Genomic DNA, 22393 nt, shown 5'->3' on the forward strand with positions numbered 1-22393 from the left:
GTCAGGCCCGCAGGTCGAGCGCGAGGTCGAGGATCGGTGAGGAGTGGGTGAGCGCGCCGACCGACAGGAAGTCGACGCCGGTGCCCGCCACCTCGCGGGCGACGGCGAGGGTGAGCCCGCCGGTGGCCTCGAGCTCCGCGCGGCCGCCGACCAGCGCCACCACCTCGCGCAGCGTCGCGGGCGGCATGTTGTCCAGCAGCAGGAAGTCCGCGCCGGCCTCGACCGCCTCCACCGCCTGCGCGGGGGTGTCCGCCTCCACCTGCACCGGCACCCGCGGCGCGCGCTCGCGCACGGCGGCGACGGCGGCGGCCACGGAGCCCGCGGCGGCGACGTGGTTGTCCTTCACCATCGCGACGTCGTAGAGGCCCATCCGCTTGTTCGACCCGCCGCCGCAGCGCACCGCGTACTTCTCCAGCGGGCGCAGGCCCGGCGTGGTCTTGCGCGTGTCGAGGACGACCGCGCCGGTGCCCTCGACGGCGTCCACCCAGGCGCGGGTGGCGGTGGCGATGCCGCTGGCCCGGCTGGCGATGTTGAGCGCGCTGCGCTCGGCGGCCAGCAGCGCCCGCACCGGACCGCGGACGGTCAGCAGCACGTCGCCGCGGGCCACCCGGTCGCCGTCGGCGGCGCCGGCGGTCAGCATGGCGCCGGGCGCGAGGCGGGCGAACACGCGGGCGGCCACGGGCAGCCCGGCGACGACGCCGCCGGCCCGCGCCACCAGGTCGGCGGTGCCGTACTGCCCCGGGGGGACGGTGGCGGCGCTGGTGACGTCGAGGGCGACGGCGAGGTCAGGGGCGCTCGGGAGCACGGCGCCGCCGGCGAGGTCCTCGGCCAGCGTGCGCTCGACCAGCTCCTCGACCCAGGCCTCCGACAGCCCGGTGCCCTCCAGCGAGCGCGGGTCGGCGCCGGTCACCAGGCCACCCCCACGGGCTCGCCGACCGGGCGGCGGGACAGCCGCAGCCGGCCGTCGTCGTCCAGGCGGACGTCCAGGTGCACGCGCCACTCCTCCTCGCTGCCGGGGTGGTCCTCGCGCCAGTGGCAGCCGCGGGTCTCCTCGCGGGCGGCGGCGGCCGCGGTGAGCGCGCTCGCCACGGTGAGCAGGCCGGTCGCCTCCCAGCTCTCGACGCCGGGTGCGGCGCCGGGACCCTCCACCAGCGACGCCGCGAGCGAGGCGAGCACGCCGGTGGCCTCGGCCAGCCCGTTCCCCGAGCGCAGCGCGGCGACGCGGCCGGACATGGTGTCGGTGACCGTGCGGCGCCCGGCCGGGTCCAGCAGGCCGCCGGTGCCGGGCGCGCCGGCCAGGGCGGGGGCCGACGGCGGCAGCGCGGCGGCGAGGTCGGCGCCGATGCGCGCGGCGAACACCAGCCCCTCCAGCAGCGAGTTCGACGCCAGCCGGTTCGCCCCGTGCACGCCGGTGCAGGCGACCTCGCCGCAGGCGTAGAGGCCGGGGACGGTCGTGCGCCCGGCGAGGTCGGTGGCCAGCCCGCCGGAGGCGTAGTGCGCCGCGGGGGTGACCGGCACGAGGTCGGTGACCGGGTCGATGCCCGCCTGGCGGCAGCGGGCGACGATCGTCGGGAACCGCTCGGCGAGGCCGGGGATGCCGCGCGCGTCGAGCCAGACGTGGTCGACGCCGTCGCGCAGCTGCACGCGGGTGATGCCCTTGGCGACGACGTCGCGCGGGGCGAGCTCGGCCAGCGGGTGCGCCCCGACCATGAACCGCTCGCCGGCGCCGTCGCGCAGCACCGCGCCCTCCCCACGCAGGGCCTCGCTGACCAGCGGCTGCTGCCCGCGGGCGCCGGGGCCGAGGTAGAGCGCGGTCGGGTGGAACTGCACGAACTCCAGGTCGGTGGCGACGGCGCCCGCGCGCAGCCCGAGGGCCACGCCGTCGCCGGTGGACACCGACGGGTTCGTCGTCGCGGCGTAGACCTGCCCCATGCCGCCGGTGGCGAGCACGACCGCGCGGGCGCGCACGGCGCCGACACCGTCCGCGGTGCCCTCCCCCAGCACGTGCAGGGTGACGCCGGCCGCCCGGCCCGAGGCGTCGGTGAGCAGGTCGAGCACCATCGCGTGCTCGACGAGCGTGACGCCGGGGTCGGCCAGGACGGCGGCGTGCAGCGCGCGCTGCACCTCCGAGCCGGTGGCGTCGCCGCCGGCGTGCACGATCCGGTCGGCCGAGTGCCCGCCCTCGCGGGTGAGCAGCAGCCGGCCGCCGGGGTCGCGGTCGAAGGCCGCGCCCCAGGCGATGAGCTGGTGCAGCCGCCCGGGCCCCTCGGTCACCAGCGCCTGCACGGCGGCGGGCTCGCACAGCCCGACGCCGGCCACCTCGGTGTCGCGGGCGTGCGCGCCGGGGCTGTCGGCCGGGTCGAGGACGGCGGCGATGCCGCCCTGCGCCCACCGGGTCGACCCGTCGTCGACGCGCACCTTGGTGACGACGGCGACCGAGAGGCCCGCCGCCCGCGCGTGCAGGGCGACGCACAGCCCGGCGACGCCGGACCCGACGACGCAGACGTCGGCCGACAGCTCCCAGCCCGGCGCCGGGGCGGCCAGGCGGGTGGGCAGGCCGGTGACCGACGGCGTCGTCAGCGAGCTCACCGGACCGGCACGCCCAGGTCGCTGCGCCGCTGGTCGGTCGCGCCGGGCACCGGCGCCGAGGGGTCGCCGCCGAGCTCGACGACGCGGTTGTCGCCGTCGACGTGCACGACCTTGGGTATGTAGCTCTTGGCCTCGGTCTCGTCCATCAGGCCGTAGCTGATGAGGATGACCATGTCGCCGGGGTGCACGAGGTGCGCGGCGGCGCCGTTGATGCCGATGACGCCGCTGCCGCGCTCGCCGGGGATGACGTAGGTCTCCAGCCGCGCGCCGTTGGTGATGTCGACGATCGCGACCTGCTCGCCGGGGATGAGGTCGGCGGCGTCGAGGAGGTCCTCGTCGACCGTGACCGACCCGACGTAGTGCAGGTCGGCCTGGGTCACCGTCGCCCGGTGGATCTTGGACTTGAGCATCGTGCGCATCATCGGGGCTCTCCCAGCAGGACGGCGGTGTTGTCGAGGAGTCGGGTGCTGCCGGCGCGGGCGGCCAGCAGGAGGCGGGCGGGGCCGGCCGCGGGCGCGGGGCCGAGGTCGGGGTCGGTGAGCGCGAGGTAGTCGGCGACGAGCTCCGGCGCGCCGGCGAGCACCGCGCGCGCGGCGGCGAGGACGGCGTCGGCGCCGTCGGGGCCGGCGTCCGCACCGGACCGCAACGCCCTGTTCAACGTCGCGGCCCGGGCCCGCTCTTCCGGGGTCAGGTAGCGGTTGCGGCTGGACAGGGCCATGCCGTCGTCCTCGCGGACGGTGGGGACGCCGACGACCTCCACCGGCAGCGCCAGCTCGCGGACCATGGCCCGCACCAGCGTGAGCTGCTGGTAGTCCTTCTCGCCGAAGAACGCGAGGTCGGGCCGGGCCATGCCGAACAGCTTGGCGACGACGGTGAGCACCCCGGCGAAGTGCCCGGGCCGCACCGCGCCCTCGAGGACCGAGCCCAGCGGGCCGGGGTCGACGGTCACGCCGAGCGCCCCGGGCGGGTAGACCTCCTCGACCGGCGGGTGGAAGACCGCGTCCGCGCGCTCCTCGGTGAGGGCGGCGAGGTCGGCGTCCCAGGTGCGCGGGTAGCGGTCGAGGTCCTCGCCGGGCCCGAACTGGGTCGGGTTGACGAACACCGAGACGACGACGCTGCCGGCGCGCTCGCGGGCGGCGCGGACCAGCGTGCGGTGGCCCTCGTGCAGCGCCCCCATCGTGGGCACCAGGGCGACCGGGCCGGGCAGCCCGGCGACGACCTCGCGCAGCTCGGCGGAGGTCTCGGCGACGGCGGGGCGGGTGCCGGTGCGGGTGCCGGTGATGGTGGTCACCGGGAGCCCGCCGGGTCGGCCGCCTCGTACAGCAGGTCGAGCAGCGGGGCGCCCTCGTGCCGCTTGAGCCGGCCCGCGGCCAGCGCCCGCTCGGTGGTGCGCTGCGCCATGGCCACGTAGGCGGCGACGGAGGCCGGCGCCCGCTCGGTGAGCGTGTGCAGGTGGTCGGCGACCGTGCCGACGTCGCCCCGGCTGACCGGGCCGGTGAGACCGCGGTCGCCGCGGCGCAGGCCGTTGTCGAGCGCCGCGGTGAGCAGCGGGGCGAGCACGCGGGCGGGCGCGTCGACGCCGGCGGCGCGCAGCAGGTCGGCGGCCTCGGCGACGAGGGTGACCAGGTGGTTGGCGCCGGTGACCAGGGCGGCGTGGTACAGCCGCCGGTCCTCCTCGGCGACGAAGAACGGCTCGCCGCCCATCTCGAGCACCAGCGTCTCGGCGACGGGCCGGTGCTCCGGGCGGCTGGTGACGCCGAACGGGGCGCCGGCGAGGCGGTCGGCGTCCTCGGGCGCGCCGGTGAAGGTCATCGCCGGGTGCAGCGCCAGCGGCAGGACGCCGGCCTCCTCCGCGGGCGCGAGGGCGGCGAGGCCGTGCGCGCCGGAGGTGTGGAAGGCCAGCTGGCCGGGCCGCCAGGAGCCGGTGCCGGCGAGGCCGGCGACCAGGCCGGCGAGGATGTCGTCGGGCACGGCGAGGACGACGAGGTCCGCGGCGGCGACGACCTCGTCGGCGGGCAGCAGGGGGACACCGGGCAGCAGCCGGGCGGCGCGCTCGGCGGAGGCGGCGGAGACCCCGGAGGCGGCGACCACGTCGTGGCCGGCGGCGGTGAGGGCGGCGCCCAGGACGGCGCCGACGCGGCCGGCGCCGACGACGCCGACGCGGAGCCGGGCGGGGGCGCTGGCGGCGGGGCGGAGCCCGGCAGCGCGGGAGGTCCTGCGGGCAGCAGGCATCGCGGTCACCTCTCGTTCCAGTCCCTCGCGGGTACCGGACTCGGTGGCCGGTGCGACGTCGTCGTCGCGCCGGGTGTGCGGGGTCGTGCGGGGTGGTGCCGGCGGGGCGTCCGCTGCGACCGGGTGTGTCACGCGGGCGACGCGCCGATGGCGAGTGTGTGACGCCCGGGGGTCCCCTGCAACGCACGGGGCCTGTGGAGTGGGTCACTCCCCCGTCCGGGCGGCCCGGGGTGGCGGGGAACGGCGCGTCGCGCCGCCCCTACGGTGGGCGGCGGCACCGGCGCCGACGCGGTCGCCGGCGGACACGAGGGAGCTGGCGTGCAGACGTTCGAGGGGCGCACCGCACTGGTCACCGGCGGCAGCCGGGGCATCGGGCTGGCGATCGCGCGCAGCCTGGTCGACCGGGGGGCGCGGGTGGTGCTCACCGCCCGCAAGCCCGAGGCGCTGGAGGAGGCGGTGGCGTCGCTCGGCGGGCCGGACGTCGCCGTCGGCGTCCCGGGCAACGCCGGGGACGCGGCGCACCGCGCGGAGGCCGTGCGCACCGCCGTCGAGCGCTTCGGCAGCCTCGACCACCTGGTCGGCAACGTGGGCATCAACCCGGTCTACGGGCCGGTGGTCGACCTCGAGCTCGACGCGTTCCGCAAGATCCTCGACACCAACGTCGTCGGCACGCTCGGGCTGGTGCAGGAGGCCTGGCGGGCGTGGATGGCCGAGCACGGCGGCTCGGTGCTCGTCGTCGCGTCGGTGGCCGGGCTCAAGGCCTCGCCGCAGATCGCCGGCTACGGCGTGAGCAAGGCGGCGCTGATCAACCTGGTCACCCAGCTCGCCGTCGAGCTCGGGCCGACGGTGACCGTCAACGCGGTGGCCCCGGCGGTCGTGAAGACCCGCTTCGCCGGCGCGCTCTACGAGGGGCGCGAGGCCGAGGCCGCCCGCGCCTACCCCGCCGGCCGGCTCGGCGAGCCGGAGGACGTCGGGGAGGCGGCTGCCTACCTGCTGGGCGCCGGCTGGGTCACCGGCCAGACGCTGGTGCTCGACGGCGGCGCGCTGTCCCGCGGGCCCGCCTGACCGGCCGGTACCGCTAGCGGCCGAGGACGCGGGCGAGGACGTCCTCGCCCGCGTCGTCCTCGCGGTAGCGCCGGCGGCGGCCGCCGGGCCGCACGCCGCTCTCGGCGAGGATCTGCGCCAGCCGCGCCGCGCCGGGGTCGTCGCCTCCGGTTACGACTGCGACCGGGGCCGGAGCCGGGGACGGCGCCGGGGCGAGCGCCGGGGCGACGACGGGCGGCACGCCCGGGGCGGCGGTCGCACCGTGGCCGGCCGCGGTGGCGTGCACGGCGGGCCGCTGCACGGTGACCTGCTCGGAGGGAGCCGGCGCCCGGTGCGCGGGCGCCGGCGGGTCGGTGCGCCGGCGGTGCGGCACGCGCTCGGCGGCGGCCGGGAGGGGGACCGGGGGGACGGCGGCCGGCGGCACGGCGGGGCGGTCGTCGAGCATGCCGCGGGCGGCGAGCCACTCGCGGGGCGAGCCGGCGGCCGGGCGGGCCGGCGGCGGCACGGGCACGGCGGGGCGGGACCGGGCCGCGACGGGGGACGGTACGGGGGCCGCGACGGGCTCGGGGCGCGGCTCGGGTCGCGAGGCGGGGGCGGCGACGGTGGCGGGCGCCGGGGCGGCCGGCCAGGCGCCGGTCAGCTCGCGCGCCACGTCGGCCGACCAGGCGGAGGTGGCGGGCTCCAGCGCCTCGCGGCCGGGACCGGTGCGGACCGACTGGGCGTGCATGACGACCCGCTCGACGCGCATCTCCCCCGAGAGCTGCCCGGTGAGCTCCGCCCGCAGCCGCCCGACGTCGGCCCGCAGTCCGGTGAGCTCGGCCAGCTCGCCGCGCAGCTCCCCGGACAGGGCGCCGACGGCGGCGACCTCCTGGCGCAGCGCACCCAGGCCGGACAGGCCCTCGCGCAGGCCGGCGAGCTCCCCGCGCAGCGCGTCGAGCTCGCGGCGCATGGCGTCCTCGGAGTCGCGGCGGACCCGGTCGGTGCGCTCCCGCTCGGCGTCGCGGACCTCGGCGACCTCGCGGCGGTGGGCGGCGCGCAGGTCGGCCTCGCTGCGGGCGGCGGCGCCGTCGTCGTCGGCAGGGCGGGCGGTCGCGAAGGCGGCCAGCAGGCACGCCCAGGCCACGGAGACGACGGCGATCCGCAGGATCGTCGGGTCGTCGCTCAGGAAGACCACGGCGGTGGCGGCGACGGCCGCCAGGCAGCCGAGCGCCAGGCCGGCCGCCCGCCAGGGAGAGGACCCGCCGGCACCGCGACGGGCCGGGCCGTCCTCCCCCGTGGCACGCATGGGCATCAGGGTAACGCTGAGCGAGCCCCCGACTCCGGCACGGATACGTCCCGTGTGGCGGAGCCGAGGGCTCGCTGCGGTGGCGCCGTGAGGCGCCGGGCGGATCAGCCCTGGGCGAGGGCGCCGTCGGAGCTGAACACGAGGCCGATCGAGACCTCGCCCTGCTGGATGGCGGCCTTGGTGAGCGGGCCGCCGGCGTCGAACTCGCGGAACTCGGCGAAGGTGAGGCCGTAGGTCTCCTCGAGGCCGGGCTGGCAGAAGGGCCGGGTCGGGCACTCGGCCGGCCCGCCCAGGACCAGCGAGCCGTCGCCGCAGGCGTCGGCCAGCTCCGACAGCGTCGTCACGCCCAGCTGGTCGGCGAACTCCTGGGTGACCGCGAACGCGTTCTGGTCGGCGGCCTGCGACGGCGTGCCGAAGGTGAGCCCGACCTGGTCGGCCAGCGGCTGGAGCGCGTCGCGGGTGGCCTGGGCGTCGCCGCTGGCGATCGGCGCGGCCTCGGGGCCGTTGACCTGCTTGTTGACCGCCTCGGTGACCGTGGCCAGGTACTCGGGGAAGACCTGCAGGTCGGTGCCGGAGATGAGGGCCGGCAGGTACAGGTCGCGGTTGCCGACCTCGCGCACGGACGCGTCGAAGCCGGCGGCGTCGAGGACCCCGGCGTAGACGTTGGCGAGGATCGTCGACTCGGTGAAGTTGCCGGCGCCGACGACGATCGGGCCGCTGCCCTGCTCGAGGCCGTCGGTCACGCCGCTCTCGGCGACCCAGCCGGCGGCGACGTCCTCGGCGCTCTGCCGCTCGACGTCGACGGCGGCGTTGAGCTCGATGAGCTGGTCGGTGGTCATCGCCGCCGACACCGCGTCCAGCGCCGGCAGCAGGGCCGGGTTGGCCGCCGCGGTGGCCGAGGTGACCGCCGGGACGATGTTGTCGGCGTTCTGCAGCTCCTGGTCGTCCTCGAGGACGACGAGCTGGTCGCCGGCCACGGGGGCGCAGGCGTCGCCGCCGGCGGCCGAGCCGCTGGCACCCGTGGAGCCGCCGGTGCCCGAGGAGCCCGACTCGCCGCAGGCGGCGGTGAGCAGGAGCCCGGCGAGGAGGAGGGGGGCGAGAGCGCGCTGCTTGCGCATGGTTCCGCCTTCTGTGTCCCGTGCGGCGAGCGGCCGCGACGCGTGTCTGGCGGGGGTCCCCGCGGCGCACATGCAACCCCCGGCCGGCGACCGGGGGCAATCGGGGCGCGGATGTGTTGCGCGGTCGTTACACGGCCGCCGTCAGGAGGAGACCTGGCTCACAGAGGGACGCCCGACGCGGTCGGTTCCGGAACGGCGGCGGCGTCCTCCGTCCTCCTGACCTGCAGGAACGGCAGCCGGCGCGGTCCGGGGGTGACGAGCCACGACACGAGCGCGAGCACCGCCTCGGTGAGCAGTGCCAGCCCCGCGACGGCGATGGCGCCGGCGATCATCACGCCGTAGTCCTGCTGGCCGAAGCCGAGGTTGATCAGCCGGCCCAGTCCCCCGCCGCCGACCAGCGCGGCCAGCCCCGCCGTCGCCACGACCTGGACCGTGGCCGTCCGGATGCCGGTCATCACCAGCGGCAGGGCCAGCGGCAGCTCCACCCGGGTGAGCACCTGTCCCCGGCTCATGCCCATGCCGCGGGCGGCCTCGCGGACCTCGGCGTCGACGCCGCGGAACCCGACGAAGGTGTTGGTGAGGATCGGCGGGACGGCGAAGACGGCGAGCGCGATGGTGGTCGCCCGGTTGCCGAAGCCGATCGGGCTGACCGCGAAGAGGGTGAGCAGCGCGAGCGTGGGCACCGCGCGGCTGACGTTGGACAGCCCGACGACCAGGCCGCCGCCGCGGCGGGAGGTGCCCAGCGCCGTGCCGATGGGCAGCGCGACGACCATCGCGGCGAGGACGGCGACCAGCGAGATGGTCAGGTGCTCGACGGCGAGGTCGGCGATGCCGTTGGGCCGGCTCCAGTTGAAGGGGTCGTTGAGGTAGACGACCGCCCGCTCGAAGTCGTTCACGCCCGCGCCGCCCGCGACCAGGGGGTGAGCAGCCGTTCGGCGCCCGCGAGCAGCGCGTCGGCGAGCAGCGCCAGCAGCACGCAGCCGACGGCGCCGGTGACGATCTCGGCCCGGTAGAAGTTCGACGCGAAGCCGCCGGTGATCAGCTGCCCCAGCCCGCCGTGCCCGACGAGGACGCCCACGGTGGTGAGCGCGACGGTCGACACCGTCGCGATCCGCAGGCCGGCCATGATCGCCGGCAGCGCCAGCGGCAGGTCCACCCGCCACAGCGTCTGGGCGCCGGACAGGCCCATGCCGCGGGCGGCCTCCCGCACGTCGGCCGGCACGCCCTGCAGGCCGGCGAGGAAGTTGCGCACGAGGATGACCAGCGAGTAGGCCACCAGGCCGACGAGCACGGTGTTCGACGACAGCCCGGTGAAGGGCACCAGCAGCGCGAACAGCGCCAGCGACGGGATCGTGTAGACGACCGTGGACAGGCCCAGGACCGGCGCGGACAGGTAGCGGCTGCGGCGGGCGACCAGCGCCAGCGGCAGCGCGAGGGCCGCCCCGATCAGGACGGCGAGCACGGTCAGGCGGACGTGCTCGCCGGTGTAGGCGAGGATGCTGTCCCAGTTGTCGGTCACGTAGGACGGGTCGAACCAGGGGTTCGGGGCCTCGTCCACCGCGAGCAGCCCCACCGCGGGGTCGCTCACCGCGTCCAGCAGAGGGCGCGTACCCAGGGAGGTCACCCCGTGGACGCTACTGCCGCGAGCCGCTCGGAGGGCCCCGGCCCGGACGGCACCGCCCAGGAGATCCGCCTCGAGGGCGTCGGCAAGGTCTACGCCGACGGCACGGTCGGTGTGCAGGAGCTCGACCTGACCTTCGCCGCCGGCGAGCTGTCGGTGCTCGTGGGCCCCTCGGGCTGCGGCAAGACGACGACCATGAAGATGATCAACCGGGTCATCGAGCCGACCAGCGGGCGGATCCTGCTCGGCGGCGAGGACGTCACCCGCGTCGACCCCGACCGGCTGCGCCGCCGCATCGGCTACGTCATCCAGAACGTGGGGCTCTTCCCCCACCAGACGGTGCGCGCGAACGTCGCGACGGTGCCGCGGCTGCTCGGGTGGGACAAGCGGCGCACCCGCGACCGCGTGGACGAGCTGCTGGCCACGGTGGGCCTCGACCCCGCCGTCCACGGCGACCGCTACCCCGCCCAGCTCTCCGGCGGGCAGCGCCAGCGGGCGGGGGTGGCGCGGGCGCTGGCCGCCGACCCCGCCGTCCTGCTCATGGACGAGCCGTTCTCCGCCGTCGACCCGGTGGTGCGCGAGCGGCTGCAGACGGAGTTCCTCCGGCTGCAGGAGACGGTGCGCAAGACGATCGTCTTCGTCACCCACGACATCGAGGAGGCCGTCCGCATCGGCGACCGGATCGCGGTGATGAGCACCGGCGGGCGGGTGGAGCAGTTCGCTCCCCCGGCCGACCTGCTCGGCCGCCCGGCCAACGCCTTCGTCGCGGACTTCGTCGGCTCCGACCGGGGCCTCAAGCGGCTCGCGGTCACCGGCATCTCCGTCGACGACCTCGAGCGGCCGCCGGTGGTGCACGTGGCCGACGGCCTGGCCGACGCGCGCGCCTCCATGGCCGCGACGGGCGCGCGCTGGGCGGTCGTCCTCGACGACGACGGGCGGCTGCACGGCTGGCTGTCGGCCGAGCGGGCCACCGGCGCCGGCACGGTGGGCTCGGCGGCGCGCCGGATGGAGGCGTGGGTGCCGGTCGAGGCGACGCTCAAGACGGCGTTCGCCACGATGCTGCAGCACGAGGCCGGCTGGGTCGCGGTGCTCGACGGCGACGTCTTCCTCGGGGTGCTGACCCCGGAGTCGCTGCACGCGGCGCTGCGCCGGTCGGTGGAGGGGACGGTGCCCGAGGTGGCCGGAGCCGCGCGCGCCTAGCCCGGGCGGAGGCGGCGGCCGCGGCCTCAGGCGTACGCGGCGAGCCCCCCGACGGCGACGGCCGAGACGAACAGCAGCGCCGCGCGCGGGACGCTGGCCGCCACCGTGCCGTCGCCGTCCGCCCGGCTGCGCAGCGCCCGCAGGCGGCGACGGACCCGGTCGCCGTGCGCCAGGCCGACGGCGAGCAGCACCAGGCAGGGCAGGCAGTACACGAGCGCGTACCCGGCCAGCAGGAGCAGGGCGGGCCCGGGCGGGACGGCGGAGGCGAGCATCCGCTCGATCGCGACCAGGTAGGGGAAGGCGTTGGGCAGGTCGGCCGCGGTGACCAGCACGCCGGCGGGCGCGGCCGTCCAGATGCCGAACCACCGCGGGAGCCGGACCGGACGCCGCGGCCTCGTCCGCAGGCGCCGCACGGCCGCCACGAGGAGCAGCACCGCGGCGAGGCCCAGCGCGCCGCGGCGGATCCACACCGTCCCGCCGTCGAGGGCGCCGGCCAGCGCGCCGGCTCCCAGGTAGAGGGCGGCGCCGGCCGCCAGCACCGTGGCGTAGGCGCCCGCCACGTAGGCGAGGGCGAGGCGAGCCGGCCGCGCGGCCGGGGACAGCAGGATGACCGCCACCCCGACGATCGTCGCGGGGTTGAGCGAGTCGAGCAGCGCCAGCCCGGCCAGACTCCACAGCAGTTCGCCCGTCACGGCGACCTCCGTCCTCCGTGAGACGATGACGTCTCAGGTGAGACGTTAGCATCTCAGATTGGAGGAGAGCGTGCCCCTGGACGACGGCGCACTCGAACGGGCCGCGGTGCGCGTCCTGGCCCACCGCCCCGACGCGACGATGGAGGAGATCGCCGCGGCGGCCGGGATCAGCCGCGCCACGCTGTTCCGCCGCCACCCCACCCGCGCGGCCCTCGTGGCCGAGCTGTCGCGGCGGGCGGTCCGGTCCTACGCGGAGGCCACCGACCGCGCCGAGCCGGAGCGCGGGCCGGCGCCGGCGGCGCTGCGCCGGCTCGTCTCGGAGCTGACGGCCCTCGGGGCGGAGCAGGGCATCCTGGCGACCCAGCCGCTCGCCGGGTCCGTGGAGGCCGACCTCCTCGCCCGGGCAGCGTCCACCGAGGACCGGATCCGCGCGCTGGTGCGCCGCGGGCAGGAGGCCGGCGAGTTCCGCGCCGACCTGCCGGCCGACTGGGTCCTGGTCGCGCTCACCTGGCTGGTCATCGGCGCCGCCGACGGGCTGCGCACCGGCCGGCTCGCCGCGGCCGACCTGGGCCGGCTGGTCGGGGAGACGGTGCTGGCCGCGGTCGCGCGACCCTGACCCGGATCAGGCGCGGACGCCGCCGGGCGGGTCGTCCTCGTCCGGCGGGACCCGGCAGACCGACTCCAGCCACAGCGCGGCGGCCGTGAGCGCGGCGGCGCAGGCGACGCCCACGACGGCCGTGACCGTGTCGCCGCCGGCCGCCTCCAGCCGGGACACGGCGGGCGCCACGTGCAGCAGGACGCCCGCCCACACGCCGGCGAAGACCGCACCGACGTAGGCGCTGGCCTGGGCGAGCACCGCCAGGCGGGCGACGAGCATCGGCTCGACCGGGCGCACCAGCGGCGCGCCGGGCCCGGGGTCGCTGCCGCGGCGGGCGGCGCGCTGGGCGGCCAGCCGGGTGCGCAGCGTGCGGGCGCCGAGCGCCTCGGCGACGGCGAGCACGGCCAGCGGCACGGGCAGCCACCAGCGCAGCGGCGGCAGGCTGCCGTAGGTGGCGCGCACGACCAGCCACGAGGCCAGCGCCAGCCCGGCCGCGACGACGACCAGGTCGCGGCGGCTCACCGGCCTCAATGGAGGTGCTCCCAGCGCACGACCGCCGCCACGTCGTCGGGCGGCAGCGCGGCGACGAGGTCGGCCACCCTCCCGTGCCCGGGCAGCACCGCCGCGGGGTCCAGCGACAGCCACGGCACCAGCACGAACGCCCGCTCGTGCGCGCGGGGGTGCGGCAGCGTGAGGACGGGGTCGCCGGAGAGCACGGGGCTGCCGTCGTCGGCGGTCACCGTGACGACGTCGACGTCGAGGGTCCGCGCGCCCCAGCGGACCTCGCGGGTGCGCCCGGCGGCCTGCTCCAGCTCGTGCGCCCGGGCCAGCCAGCCGGCGGCGTCGCGGTCGCCGCGCACGAACACGACGGCGTTGAGGTACGGCGGCTGCTCGACCGGCCCCCAGGGCGGCGTCTCGAACAGCGTCGAACGGGCCACCAGCCCGTCGGCCTTGAGCGCGTCGATCGCGGAGCGCAGGGTCCCCGCGCGGTCGCCGAGGTTGGCGCCCAGGGAGAGGACTGCGCGGGTCACGCGCGCTCCCGCCGGATGGTGACGGTGACGTCGTCGAAGGGGACGCCGAGCTCGGCCTGCGGCTTGTGCACGGTGATCTCGACCGCCTGCACCAGCGGGTCGGCGAGGCAGACGTCGGCCAGCCGCGCGCACAGCGTCTCGAGCAGGTCCACCGGCTCGCCGGTGAGCACCGCGTGCAGCCGCTGCGCCAGCTCGGCGTAGTTGACCGTCAGCGCGAGGTCGTCGGTGGCCGCGGCGGGCGCGGTGTCGACCTCGAGGACGGCGTCGACGGAGAACGTCTGCCCGTTCTCGCGCTCGAACCCGTACACGCCGTGGTGGGCGTGCGCGGTCAACCCGCGGACGGCGATGCGGTCGGGGACGCGGTCCGGGGTGCGCTGCTCAGTCACGCCGGGCCTCCTCGCGGGCGCGCTGGACGGCGGCCACGGTGCGCACCGCGTCGGCCGAGGCGGCCGCGTCGTGCACCCGCACACCCCAGGCGCCGGCCTCGGCGGCCAGGACGGTGGTGGCCAGCGTGGCGCCGTCCCGCCCGGCGGCGGGGCGCACGGCACCGTCGGGCCCGGCGAGCAGCCGGCCCAGGAAGGTCTTGCGGGAGGCGCCGACCAGCACCGGCAGGCCGAGGGCGACCACCCGCGGCAGCCCGGCGAGCAGCGCCCAGTTGTGCGCCGCCTGCTTGGCGAACCCGAGGCCGGGGTCGAGGACGAGCTGGGCGGCGTCGACACCGGCCGAAAGCGCGGCGTCGACCCGGGCGGTCAGCTCCGTGCACACCTCCGCGACGACGTCGCCGTACTCGGCGTGGGCGTACATCTCGCGGCTGTGGCCGCGCCAGTGCATGAGCACCCACGGGACGCCGGCGTCGGCGACGAGTGCGGCCATGCCGTCGTCGGCCAGCCCGCCGCTGATGTCGTTGACGAGCACCGCCCCGGCCTCCAGCGCGGCGGCGGCGACCTCGGTGCGGGTGGTGTCGACGCTGACCCGCACCCCGGCCGCGGCGAGTTCGGCGACCACGGGGACGACGCGGCGGCGCTCCTCGGCGGCGTCGACCCGGTCGGCGCCGGGGCGGGTGGACTCCCCGCCCACGTCGACGTAGTCGGCGCCGGCCGCGGCCATCGCCAGCCCGTGCGCGACGGCGGAGTCCCGGTCGGCGAAGCAGCCGCCGTCGGAGAAGGAGTCGGGGGTGACGTTGAGGACGCCCATCACCACGCACCGCCCCGGGTGCAGCAGCCGCGGCGCGGTCCCGGTCACCGGCCGGCGGTCATCGTCCGAGGACGAGGCTCATCGCCTCGGCGCGGGTGGCGGCGTGGTCGCGGAACATGCCGCGCACGGCGGAGGTGACCGTCGTCGACCCGGGCTTGCGGATGCCGCGCATGCCCATGCACAGGTGCTCGGCCTCGATGACCACGATGACGCCGCGCGGCTTGAGGACGTCGGCGAGCGCGTCGGCGATCTGCCGGGTCATCCGCTCCTGCACCTGCGGCCGGCGGGCGTAGACGTCGACCAGCCGGGCGATCTTGGACAGCCCGGTGACCTTGCCGTCCTCGCCGGGGATGTACCCGACGTGCGCGGCGCCGTGGAAGGGCACCAGGTGGTGCTCGCAGGTCGAGTACATCGGGATGTCCTTGACCAGCACCAGCTCGTCGTGGTCCTCGTCGAAGGTGGTCGCGAGGACCTCCGCCGGGTCCTGCCAGAGCCCGGCGAAGGTCTCCGCGTAGGCGCGGGCCACCCGGGCCGGGGTGTCCCGAAGGCCCGGGCGGTCGGGGTCCTCCCCCACCGCGATCAGCAGCTCGCGGACGGCCGCCTCCGCGCGGGCGGCGTCGATCCGGGACGGGTCCGCCCGGACCTCGTCCTCCGGCTCCTCGGGGAGCTCGCTCACCGCGGGGCGGGGGCGCCGACGTCGCCGACCGCGCTGCTGCCGCCCTTCACCAGCCCCACGCCGTTGCCGTTGCCGTTGGCGGCGGTGGCGCCGTGCCCGTTGCCGTTGGACAGGGCGGCCTGCTCGGCGGGGGTGAGCACCGGCGGCTGGTCGGAGGGGGTGCGCTTGCCGAAGCCGTTGTACGGGGCCATCGACGGGCGCTTGACGACCGGCGCGCAGATGCGGGCCATGTCCTCCTTGGAGAGGGTCTCCTTCTCGATCAGCTCGAGGACGAGCTGGTCGAGGACGCCCCGGTACTCCACGAGGATCTCCCACGCCTCGTCGTGGGCGGCCTCGATGAGCGCGCGGATCTCGCCGTCGATGTCGGCGGCCACGGCCTCGGAGTAGTCCGGCCGCGAGCCCATGTCCCGGCCCAGGAAGGGCTCGCCCTCGGTGCTGCCGTACTTCACGGCGCCGAGCTTGGCGCTCATGCCGTACTGGGTGACCATCGCGCGGGCCATGGAGGTGGCCTTCTCGATGTCGTTGCCGGCGCCCGTCGTCGGCTCGTGGAAGACCAGCTCCTCGGCCGCGCGCCCGCCGAGGGCGTAGGCCAGGGTGTCGATCATCTCCGAGCGGGTCTGGGTGTACTTGTCCTCGGTCGGCAGCACCAGCGTGTGCCCGAGCGAGCGGCCGCGCGGCAGGATCGTCACCTTGTGCACCGGGTCCAGGTTGGGCAGTGCGTGCGCCACCAGGGCGTGGCCGCCCTCGTGGTAGGCGGTGACCTTCTTCTCCTTCTCGCTCATCGCCCGCGTCTTGCGCTCGGGACCGGCGATGACGCGGTCGATCGCCTCCTCGAGGGTGGCGTCGGTGATCTGCGTGCCGTTGCCGCGGGCGGTGAGCAGCGCGCCCTCGTTGAGGACGTTGGCGAGGTCGGCGCCGGTGAAGCCGGGGGTGCGGCGGGCGACGGTCGCGAGGTCGACGTCGGGGGCGAGCGGCTTGCCCTTCGCGTGCACCTCGAGGATCTGCTTCCGGCCCTCGAGGTCGGGGCGGTCGACGGCGATCTGCCGGTCGAAGCGGCCCGGGCGCAGCAGCGCCGGGTCGAGGATGTCCGGCCGGTTCGTGGCGGCGATCATGATGACGCCGCCCTTGACGTCGAAGCCGTCCATCTCGACGAGCATCTGGTTGAGCGTCTGCTCGCGCTCGTCGTGCCCGCCGCCCATGCCGGCGCCGCGGTGGCGGCCGACGGCGTCGATCTCGTCGACGAAGATGATCGCCGGCGCGTTGGTCTTGGCCTGCTCGAACAGGTCGCGGACGCGGCTGGCGCCGACACCGACGAACATCTCGACGAAGTCCGAGCCGGAGATCGAGAAGAACGGCACGCCGGCCTCGCCGGCGACCGCGCGGGCGAGCAGCGTCTTGCCGGTGCCGGGCGGGCCGAACAGCAGCACGCCCTTGGGGATCTTCGCGCCGACGGCCTGGAACTTGACCGGGTTGGCCAGGAAGTCCTTGATCTCCTGGAGCTCCTCGATCGCCTCGTCGGCCCCGGCGACGTCGGCGAACGTCGTCTTCGGGGTGTCCTTGGTGATCTGCTTGGCCTTGGACTTGCCGAAGGCCATCACGCCCCGGCCGCCGCCCTGCATGGAGTTGAACAGCCAGAACAGCAGGAGCAGGAGGATCAGGAACGGCAGGAAGCTGATCAGGATGCTCGCGAGGATGCTGTCCTGGGTGACGTTGGTCGTGAAGTCGACGCCGTCGCCGGTGCTCTCCCCGTCGGCGCCGAGGCCGGAGACGAGCGCGAAGACGTCGTCGGAGGCGCCGATCGGGTAGGACGCGCTGATCTGGTCGTTGCCGTCGACCGGGTCGGTCAGGTCGAGGTCGAGCGTCTGTTCCTTGTCGTTGATCGTGACCTGCTCGACGTTGCCCGACTCGATCTGCTCGAGCGCGACCGACGTCCGGACCGGCTCGTAGGCCGAGCCTCCGCTGAACACGGCGGACAGGCCGAGGGCGACCAGGACGACGAGGACGACCCAGAACCACACGGAGCGGAAGATCTTCTTGCGTTCCATACACCGATGCCGGGCGACCGGAGGGCTCCGGCCTGGCCCGTCGACCCTCCTGATCGTCCGGGTGACGCGCCGCGCGACCCGGGCGGGCACCCTGGCGCTCGGTGCAGCGTCGTTGCGACGACGGTACACCGGCCCAGCTGTGTGCCCCCTGTGCGCGAGCTGCGCGGAGGACCCCCGTCCCTCCTCCGGAGGACCCCCTCCGGAGGGCCCCGCCGGGAGGGCCCTACGTCTCGTAGACCTCGGGCTTGAGCGTGCCGATGTAGGGCAGGTCGCGGTAGCGCTCGGCGTAGTCGAGGCCGTAGCCGACGACGAACTCGTTGGGGATGTCGAAGCCGACGTAGCGCACCGGCACCTCGACCTTGATCGCGTCGGGCTTGCGCAGCAGCGCGCAGACCTCGAGTGAGGCGGGCCGGCGGCCGCCGAGGTTCTTGAGCAGCCACGACAGGGTCAGCCCCGAGTCGATGATGTCCTCGAGGACCAGCACGTGGCGGTCGCTGATGTCGCGGTCGAGGTCCTTGAGGATCCGGACGACGCCCGAGGAGCTGGTCGAGCTGCCGTAGGAGGAGACGGCCATGAACTCCATCTGCGTGGGCAGCCGCAGCGCCCGGGCGAAGTCGCTCATGAACAGCACCGCGCCCTTGAGGACGCCGACCAGCAGGACCTCCCGGCCCTCGTAGTCCCGCGCGACCTGCTCGGCCAGCTCGGTGATCTTGGCCTGGATCTGCTCCTCGGAGAGCAGGACGTGGTCGATGTCGGGGCCGTAGCCGTGGTCGGGCCCCAGCGCGGCGGCAGGGGTCGACGCGGTCTCGCTCACGGGGCGCGCTCCTCCGGGTCGGGGGTGGTCCCGGCCCTCCCGCCCGGGGAGCCGGCGGGCCGCAGCACCAGCCTGCCAGACGCCCGGAACGCCTCCGCACCGCCCGGCAGGGCCACCGCCCCCTGCCCGTGCCAGGCCGAGACCAGCGCGTCGACGGCGCCCAGGTGGACCGCCTGCAGGTCGGGGACGCCGGCCTCCCGCAGCCAGCCGCGCAGCACCCGGCGGCGCAGCGCCGCGGGCAGCGCGGCGAGGTCCGCGGCCGGCAGCCCGCCGTCACCGGACACGCGGGCGAGGGAGGCCGCGGCGAGGTCGTCGAGGGCGTCGAGGTCCTCGCGCAGCAGGTCCGCGGTGCGGGCCAGCGCGGGGGCGACGCCGCCGCCGAGCACGTCCTCCAGCAGCGGCAGCACCTCGGCCCGCAGCCGGGCGCGACGGTAGGCCGGGTCGGTGTTCCACGGGTCGTCCCACACCGGCAGCGCCTGCGCCGCGCAGGCCGCCCGCGTCGTCGCCCGGCGGACGCCCAGCAGGGGGCGCCAGAACGGCGGGCGCTCGGCGACCATCCCGGCCACCGAGCGGGGACCCGAGCCCCGGCCCAGGCCGAGCAGCACCGTCTCGGCCTGGTCGTCGAGGGTGTGGCCGAGCGCGATCCGCGCGCCGGACACCGTGGCCTCCCGGGTGAGCGCCGCGTACCGCGCCGAGCGCGCCGCGCCCTCGGGCCCGCCGTCGGTGCCGACGTCGACGGCGACGACGCGCACCGGGTCCAGCCCCAGCCCGCGCAGCAGGTCCGCCGTCGCGGCGGCGCGGCCGGCCGAGCCCGGCTGCAGCCGGTGGTCGACGGTGACCGCGCCGGCGGGCACGCCGGCGCGCGGGGCCTCGAAGGCGACCGCCGCGGCCAGCGCGAGGGAGTCCGCTCCCCCGCTGACCGCCACCAGCACGGGCTGCGCGGAGGCGCGCAGGCCCGGCCGGACGGCGCTGCGGACGTGCGCGACCGCCGGCGGCGGGCCGCTCACCCGCGCCGGCTCAGGCGACGGCCGGGCGGCCGTGCACCCGCTCGACCCAGCGGGCCGGGTCGGTGAGCTCCTCGACCAGCGGCAGGGTCTCCGGGCCGCTCCACACCCGGTTGAACCCGTCCATGCCGACGAGGTCGACGACGCCACCGACGAAGTGCCGCCCGTCGGCGTACTGCTTCATCTTCTGCTCGAGGCCCAGCAGGCGGCGCAGCACGCGGTCGAACGGGCCCCGGCCCTTGCGGCGCTGGGCGAAGCGCTTGCGCAGCGTGCGCACCGAGGGCACGACGTCGGGGCCGACGCCGTCCATGACGAACTCCGCGTGCCCCTCGACCAGGCTCATCACCGCGGTGACCCGGTCGAGGACGGCGCGCTGCTCGGGGTCGCGGACCAGCGCCATCAGGCCCTGGCCGGCCTCGTCGCCGTCCCCGCCGCGGACGGCGTCGGCCAGGCCGCGCACCAGGTCCGACAGGCGGTCGCGCAGGGCGTCGGGGCTGAGGTCGGTGGCGTCGACGAACTCGGCGATCTGGGCCTCGAGGTGGTCGGCGAGCCACGGGAAGGCGGTGAACTGCAGCTGGTGGGTGACCTCGTGCAGGCACACCCACAGGCGGAAGTCGCCGGGGTCGACGCCCAGCCGGCGCTCGGCGTCGACGATGTTGGGCGCCACCAGCAGCAGCCGGCCGCCGGTGCCGAAGATCTCGTACTGGCCGAGCACCCGGGAGGACAGGAAGGCGAGCAGGCCGCCGGCCTGCACGCCGGTGGCGCGCGAGCCGATCGCGGTGGCCAGCGGGCCGGGGCGGCTGTCCTGCCGCTCGGCGAGCGCGGTGACCAGCGGGTCCATGAGCGCGGCCATCCCGGCGGTGTTGGCGTCGATCCAGCCGGGCCGGTCGACGACGGCGACCTCGGGCACCGGCCCGCCCGCGACCGGGTGCAGGCCGGTGAGGCCCTCGACGTGCGCGACGGCGGCCGCGGCGGCCTCGTGCAGCTCCCGGACGACGGCGGCGGCCTCCTCGCGGGTGGTCTCGGGCCCCTGCCCGGACAGCCGGCGGGCCGTGCGACCGGCGAGCTCCCAGTCGACCAGTGCGCTGCTCGTCATCGCCTCACCGTAGGCCTCGCCGAGGTGACGTGCTGGAACGGCCTGGTCCCCGGGACCCGCGGCGTGCGGAGCGCGTCGTGGGGAGGGATCAGGTCCTTCGTCAGCGGCAGCCGCAGGCGGCGAGGGCGGCGGCCATCCCGTCGAGGGCGGCCTCCTCCGGCCCGCCGCCGCCGACGGTGCCGTTGGCCACCAGCGCGTAGGCCAGCAGCCGGCCGTCGGCGGTGACGACGGTGCCGGCCAGCCCGTGCACGCCGAGCAGCGTGCCGGTCTTGCCGCGCACCGCGCCGGGGGCGGTCGCCGGGTCGTCGTCGCCGCGGTCGGCGAGCGTGCCGTCGTAGCCGGCGACGGCCAGGCCGGACACGATCGCCGAGGCGCCCTCGAGGGAGCCGTCGGCGGCACCGGCGACGACGTCGGTGAGCAGGTCGGGGGTGACCAGGTCCAGCCGGGACAGGCCGCTGCCGTCGCGCAGCTCGACGTCGGCGACGTCGAACCCGGCGTCGGACAGGGCGGCGGTGACCGCCTCGGCCGACCCCTCGAAGCTGGCCGGCAGGTCGCGCGCCAGGGCCACCTGGCGGGCGAGGGACTCCGCCAGCAGGTTGTCCGACAGCGACAGCGCCTGCTCGACCAGCCGGGCGACCGGCGCGGAGCGGACCGAGCCCAGCTCCTGCGCGCCCTCGGGGGCCTCGCCCAGCTCCACGGTGGCGCCGGGGACGCCGAGCGCCTCGGCCAGCGCGCGGCCGGCGTCGGTGCCGGGCGCGCCGCTGCGGGTGTTCTCCCCCGGGGTCACGCGGGCGCCGTCGACGGCGGTGGCGGTGACCGGGGACGCGTAGCTCGACGGCGCGTCCTCCGGGCCCCAGCCCTCGGCGGTGAGCGGCCCCTCGAACAGCGAGTTGTCCACGACCACCCGGCCGACCGCGGTGCCGGGCGGCAGGGCGGCGCGCACCTGCGCGGCGAGGTCGGCGACGGTGGCCGCGCCCGGGTAGGTCAGCGAGGGCGTGGTGGTCGACAGCGTCGGGTCGCCGCCGCCGACGAGCACCACCTCGTCCGGCGCAGCGCCGGCGACGACGGTGGTCTCGAGGGTGGCCTCGGGGTCGAGCGTGGTGAGCGCGGCGACGGCGGTGAGCAGCTTGGCGGTGGAGGCCGGCGTCACGGGGTCGCCCGCGCCGTCGTCGAGGAGCACCTCGCCGCTGGCGACGTCGACCACCTCGGCCGACACGCCGCCGGCGAGCGCGGGGGTGGCCAGCAGCGGCGCGAGCGCCTCGGCGAGGGCGGCCGGGTCGGGCACCGGCGCGTCGGAGGCGAGGGACGCGAGCACGGGCGCGGGCTCGCCGAGCTCGGGCAGCTCGGCGGCCGGCAGCGACGGGTCGGCGGCGGCCGGGCCGCCGTCGCGGCCGAGCCAGAGCACGGCTCCGACGGCGAGCGCGGCCACCACGACCAGCGTGACCAGGACCGTCAGCAGGCGTCTGCGCAGCCGCCGGTAGCTCGGCGTGACGGTCGTCGACGAGCTCGGCTCGATGGTGCCCACCCCCTGGGAAGGCCCTCCCGGGCGGACCTGCGCCGGTGGGCCTGACAGCAGTGGTCCACACTATCTGCCGTGCAGTTCGACGTGACGGTAGAGATCCCCAAGGGCCAGCGGAACAAGTACGAGCTGGACCACGCCACCGGGCGCATCCGGCTCGACCGGATGCTGTTCACCTCCACCCGGTACCCGGCCGACTACGGGTACATCGAGAACACCCTGGGGCAGGACGGCGACCCGCTCGACGCCCTGGTGCTCCTGGAGGAGCCCACGTTCCCGGGGTGCCTGATCACCTGCCGGGCGATCGGCATGTTCCGGATGACCGACGAGGCGGGTGGCGACGACAAGGTCCTCACCGTCCCGGCCACCGACCCGCGGATGGCCCACCTCCAGGACATCACCGACGTGTCGGAGTTCGACCGCCTGGAGATCCAGCACTTCTTCGAGACCTACAAGGACCTCGAGCCGGGCAAGTCGGTCGAGGGTGCCGAGTGGGTCGGCCGCGCCGAGGCCGAGGCCGAGATCGAGGCCTCGATCAAGCGGGCCCAGGAGGCCGGGGGCCACTGAGCCGCACTGCCCCGGCCCGGCCGGACCTGCGAGCGCACGACGGACGACGGACGGCGGCGCACCCCGAT

24 protein-coding genes are annotated in these 22393 nt (G+C 76.7%); 4 read left to right on the top strand and 20 right to left on the bottom strand.

Annotated features, from left to right (window positions below; translation table 11 throughout):
- Position 1 precedes the first annotated feature (1 nt).
- From nadC to WA616_RS12195, 5 genes are read right to left on the bottom strand one after another with little or no spacing between them, the layout of a single operon-like run.
- Positions 2–910, bottom strand: coding sequence for a carboxylating nicotinate-nucleotide diphosphorylase (gene nadC, locus WA616_RS12175; RefSeq protein ID WP_336030130.1), 909 nt, complete (start codon positions 908–910; stop codon positions 2–4).
- The gene (locus tag WA616_RS12180) at positions 907–2589 is read right to left on the bottom strand and encodes an L-aspartate oxidase (RefSeq protein ID WP_336030133.1); all 1683 of its coding nucleotides are present in this window, start codon (positions 2587–2589) and stop codon (positions 907–909) included. The genes nadC and WA616_RS12180 overlap by 4 nt, the downstream gene beginning before the upstream one ends.
- Positions 2586–3011, bottom strand: a complete 426-nt coding sequence (panD, locus tag WA616_RS12185) for an aspartate 1-decarboxylase (RefSeq protein WP_073418362.1) — start codon at positions 3009–3011, stop codon at positions 2586–2588. Before panD ends, WA616_RS12180 begins: the two co-directional genes overlap by 4 nt.
- Positions 3008–3880 (bottom strand): pantoate--beta-alanine ligase, encoded by an 873-nt coding sequence (panC, locus tag WA616_RS12190; protein ID WP_336030136.1) that lies wholly within the window; start codon positions 3878–3880, stop codon positions 3008–3010. Before panC ends, panD begins: the two co-directional genes overlap by 4 nt.
- Positions 3877–4821 (bottom strand): Rossmann-like and DUF2520 domain-containing protein, encoded by a 945-nt coding sequence (locus WA616_RS12195; protein ID WP_336030139.1) that lies wholly within the window; start codon positions 4819–4821, stop codon positions 3877–3879. The genes panC and WA616_RS12195 overlap by 4 nt, the downstream gene beginning before the upstream one ends.
- Before the next feature lie 318 nt (positions 4822–5139).
- On the opposite strand from WA616_RS12195, the gene WA616_RS12200 reads away from it, so the two are divergent.
- A complete protein-coding gene (locus WA616_RS12200) occupies positions 5140–5886 on the top strand; it encodes an SDR family oxidoreductase (RefSeq protein ID WP_336030141.1) in 747 nt (248 codons plus the stop codon).
- A gap of 13 nt (positions 5887–5899) precedes the next feature.
- Here WA616_RS12200 and WA616_RS12205 read toward each other — a convergent pair whose 3' ends face one another.
- The 4 genes from WA616_RS12205 to WA616_RS12220 all read right to left on the bottom strand — a co-directional run bounded on the left by WA616_RS12205 (position 5900) and on the right by WA616_RS12220 (position 9856).
- On the bottom strand, positions 5900–7150 hold the full coding sequence (locus tag WA616_RS12205; protein WP_336030143.1) for a DUF6779 domain-containing protein: 1251 nt from the start codon (positions 7148–7150) through the stop codon (positions 5900–5902).
- Positions 7151–7254: 104 nt separating this feature from the next.
- Positions 7255–8268 (bottom strand): glycine betaine ABC transporter substrate-binding protein, encoded by a 1014-nt coding sequence (locus tag WA616_RS12210; RefSeq protein ID WP_336030146.1) that lies wholly within the window; start codon positions 8266–8268, stop codon positions 7255–7257.
- Positions 8269–8426: 158 nt separating this feature from the next.
- Positions 8427–9164: an ABC transporter permease gene (locus tag WA616_RS12215; protein WP_336030149.1), complete on the bottom strand. Its 738-nt coding sequence runs from the start codon at positions 9162–9164 to the stop codon at positions 8427–8429.
- The gene (locus tag WA616_RS12220; protein WP_336030152.1) at positions 9161–9856 is read right to left on the bottom strand and encodes an ABC transporter permease; all 696 of its coding nucleotides are present in this window, start codon (positions 9854–9856) and stop codon (positions 9161–9163) included. Before WA616_RS12220 ends, WA616_RS12215 begins: the two co-directional genes overlap by 4 nt.
- Before the next feature lie 39 nt (positions 9857–9895).
- Here WA616_RS12220 and WA616_RS12225 point away from each other — a divergent pair, with 39 nt between their 5' ends.
- Positions 9896–11089, top strand: coding sequence for an ABC transporter ATP-binding protein (locus tag WA616_RS12225; RefSeq protein WP_336030154.1), 1194 nt, complete (start codon positions 9896–9898; stop codon positions 11087–11089).
- Between the two features lie 26 nt (positions 11090–11115).
- Here WA616_RS12225 and WA616_RS12230 read toward each other — a convergent pair whose 3' ends face one another.
- Positions 11116–11781 (bottom strand): GAP family protein, encoded by a 666-nt coding sequence (locus WA616_RS12230; RefSeq protein WP_336030155.1) that lies wholly within the window; start codon positions 11779–11781, stop codon positions 11116–11118.
- A gap of 70 nt (positions 11782–11851) precedes the next feature.
- Here WA616_RS12230 and WA616_RS12235 point away from each other — a divergent pair, with 70 nt between their 5' ends.
- Positions 11852–12397, top strand: a complete 546-nt coding sequence (locus WA616_RS12235) for a TetR/AcrR family transcriptional regulator (RefSeq protein WP_336030156.1) — start codon at positions 11852–11854, stop codon at positions 12395–12397.
- 6 nt (positions 12398–12403) lie between these two features.
- Here the strand turns inward: WA616_RS12235 and WA616_RS12240 are convergent, their stop codons facing one another.
- The 10 genes from WA616_RS12240 to dacB form a co-directional block, all read right to left on the bottom strand.
- Positions 12404–12901, bottom strand: coding sequence for a DUF3180 domain-containing protein (locus WA616_RS12240; protein WP_336030157.1), 498 nt, complete (start codon positions 12899–12901; stop codon positions 12404–12406).
- Between the two features lie 5 nt (positions 12902–12906).
- On the bottom strand, positions 12907–13410 hold the full coding sequence (folK, locus tag WA616_RS12245) for a 2-amino-4-hydroxy-6-hydroxymethyldihydropteridine diphosphokinase (protein ID WP_336030160.1): 504 nt from the start codon (positions 13408–13410) through the stop codon (positions 12907–12909).
- Positions 13407–13796: a dihydroneopterin aldolase gene (gene folB, locus WA616_RS12250; RefSeq protein WP_336030162.1), complete on the bottom strand. Its 390-nt coding sequence runs from the start codon at positions 13794–13796 to the stop codon at positions 13407–13409. Before folB ends, folK begins: the two co-directional genes overlap by 4 nt.
- Positions 13789–14652 carry a dihydropteroate synthase gene (gene folP, locus WA616_RS12255; RefSeq protein ID WP_336030165.1) on the bottom strand — a complete coding sequence of 288 codons (864 nt, stop codon included), beginning with the start codon at positions 14650–14652 and terminating at the stop codon, positions 13789–13791. Before folP ends, folB begins: the two co-directional genes overlap by 8 nt.
- Positions 14653–14662: 10 nt before the next feature.
- Positions 14663–15280 (bottom strand): GTP cyclohydrolase I FolE, encoded by a 618-nt coding sequence (gene folE, locus WA616_RS12260; RefSeq protein ID WP_442902000.1) that lies wholly within the window; start codon positions 15278–15280, stop codon positions 14663–14665.
- Positions 15277–17325: an ATP-dependent zinc metalloprotease FtsH gene (gene ftsH, locus WA616_RS12265; protein WP_336030166.1), complete on the bottom strand. Its 2049-nt coding sequence runs from the start codon at positions 17323–17325 to the stop codon at positions 15277–15279. The genes folE and ftsH overlap by 4 nt, the downstream gene beginning before the upstream one ends.
- Before the next feature lie 223 nt (positions 17326–17548).
- The gene (gene hpt / locus WA616_RS12270; RefSeq protein ID WP_336030167.1) at positions 17549–18139 is read right to left on the bottom strand and encodes a hypoxanthine phosphoribosyltransferase; all 591 of its coding nucleotides are present in this window, start codon (positions 18137–18139) and stop codon (positions 17549–17551) included.
- A complete protein-coding gene (tilS, locus tag WA616_RS12275) occupies positions 18136–19146 on the bottom strand; it encodes a tRNA lysidine(34) synthetase TilS (RefSeq protein ID WP_336030169.1) in 1011 nt (336 codons plus the stop codon). The genes hpt and tilS overlap by 4 nt, the downstream gene beginning before the upstream one ends.
- A 10-nt stretch (positions 19147–19156) precedes the next feature.
- Positions 19157–20239, bottom strand: a complete 1083-nt coding sequence (locus WA616_RS12280; protein ID WP_336030172.1) for a zinc-dependent metalloprotease — start codon at positions 20237–20239, stop codon at positions 19157–19159.
- Positions 20240–20339: 100 nt separating this feature from the next.
- Positions 20340–21764 carry a D-alanyl-D-alanine carboxypeptidase/D-alanyl-D-alanine endopeptidase gene (dacB, locus tag WA616_RS12285; protein WP_336030175.1) on the bottom strand — a complete coding sequence of 475 codons (1425 nt, stop codon included), beginning with the start codon at positions 21762–21764 and terminating at the stop codon, positions 20340–20342.
- Between the two features lie 69 nt (positions 21765–21833).
- On the opposite strand from dacB, the gene WA616_RS12290 reads away from it, so the two are divergent.
- Complete coding sequence (locus WA616_RS12290) at positions 21834–22325, top strand: inorganic diphosphatase (RefSeq protein WP_073418345.1); 492 nt, start codon at positions 21834–21836, stop codon at positions 22323–22325.
- The last annotated feature ends 68 nt before the right edge of the window (positions 22326–22393 follow it).

It is taken from the genome of Geodermatophilus sp. FMUSA9-8 (genome assembly GCF_037034165.1).
GTDB lineage: Bacteria > Actinomycetota > Actinomycetes > Mycobacteriales > Geodermatophilaceae > Geodermatophilus > Geodermatophilus nigrescens.

Excerpts from the sequence above, each read along its gene's own strand:
- ftsH (WP_336030166.1), bottom strand. The coding sequence starts at position 17,325 with ATGGAACGCAAGAAGATCTTCCGCTCCGTGTGGTTCTGGGTCGTCCTC.
- WA616_RS12210 (WP_336030146.1), bottom strand. The coding sequence starts at position 8,268 with ATGCGCAAGCAGCGCGCTCTCGCCCCCCTCCTCCTCGCCGGGCTCCTG.
- WA616_RS12205 (WP_336030143.1), bottom strand. The coding sequence starts at position 7,150 with ATGCGTGCCACGGGGGAGGACGGCCCGGCCCGTCGCGGTGCCGGCGGG.
- WA616_RS12195 (WP_336030139.1), bottom strand. The coding sequence starts at position 4,821 with ATGCCTGCTGCCCGCAGGACCTCCCGCGCTGCCGGGCTCCGCCCCGCC.
- WA616_RS12280 (WP_336030172.1), bottom strand. The coding sequence starts at position 20,239 with ATGACGAGCAGCGCACTGGTCGACTGGGAGCTCGCCGGTCGCACGGCC.
- panD (WP_073418362.1), bottom strand. The coding sequence starts at position 3,011 with ATGATGCGCACGATGCTCAAGTCCAAGATCCACCGGGCGACGGTGACC.